The sequence below is a fragment of the Frankia sp. CoWAU3 genome (genome assembly GCF_977971855.1).
Window position 1 is genome coordinate 3,653 of the sequence record NZ_CDWWXB010000154.1, and the last position, 1,084, is coordinate 4,736.

2 protein-coding genes are annotated in these 1,084 nt (G+C 68.5%); both read right to left on the reverse strand.

From position 1 onward, the window contains the following. Nucleotides 1-598: MFS transporter (locus AC08ON_RS13365; protein WP_476617081.1), on the reverse strand; the 598-nt coding region annotated here is incomplete at its 3' end. Between the two features lie 205 nt (nucleotides 599-803). Next, nucleotides 804-1,084, reverse strand: a 281-nt coding sequence (locus tag AC08ON_RS13370) for a TetR-like C-terminal domain-containing protein (protein WP_476617082.1), incomplete at its 5' end; no start/stop codon positions are given.

The window sequence follows — 1,084 nt, forward strand, 5'->3', positions numbered from 1 at the left end:
GCGCGAGGACCGCGGTGATGATCGCGATCGGCACGTTCACCAGCAGGCACCACCGCCAGGAGGCGTACTCGGTGAGCAGGCCGCCGACGATGAGACCGATCGCGGCGCCACCGCCGGAAATCGCTCCGTACACGCCGAACGCCTTGGCCCGCTCGTGGCTTTCGGTGAAGGCGACGGTGATCAGCGACAACGCGGCCGGCGCGAGCAGGGCCGCGAACGCGCCCTGCAGCGCCCGCGCGGCGAACAGCAGCCCGGCGTTCGGGGCCAGGCCGCCCAGCGCCGAGGCCAGCGCGAAACCGAGGAGTCCCCAGTTGAAGGCCCGCTTGCGCCCCAAGTAGTCGGCGACGCGCCCGCCGAGCAGCAGCAGACCGCCGAAGGCCACGGTGTACGCGGTGATGATCCACTGCCGGTTCGCGGTGGAGATGTCGAGATCGGCCTGCGCGTGCGGGATCGCGATGTTCATGATCGCGGTGTCGAGGACGACCATGAGCTGCGCGACAGCGATGATCCAGAGCGCGAGCCAGCGCCGTGGATCGGGCGAGCCGTCCGCCGCGTCCACCGGACGGTCCTCCGCCTGGTGGTCGAGGGTTGTGGTCACAGGGAAGCTCCTAGCCGGTCGGACCTGAAACGGGGACGAACGAACGCCACGAGTTCGCGCGAGGCGACCCGGTGCGGTGGGGATGGTGCCGGTGGGGATGGTGCCGGTGGACGGCGCCCCCGGGACCGGACGGTCCGTGGCGGCGTCGGTGACGCGGCGGTGGCAGGGACAGGGATATCGAACAGGAGTTCGAGCAGAGAATAGCTCAGGCGTTCGAGTTGACCCCGGACGGGGGTGTTTCGGGCCGGAGTTTCGTTCCGGGCCGGCCAGCCAGCAACGGCATGAGCACGTCGTCCACCATATGATCGACGAACGCATCGTCGAGCGGCTCGCCGGTGACGAGCAGGCGACAGAAAATCATCGCCACGACGATCTCCATGATCACGTCGAAATCGGCCGACACAGAGATCTCCCCCCGCTGCGAGGCCCGAGCGAACATGCAACGGCCGATCTTCGCCTTGTTCTGCAGAATGTTGGCCTGCACGA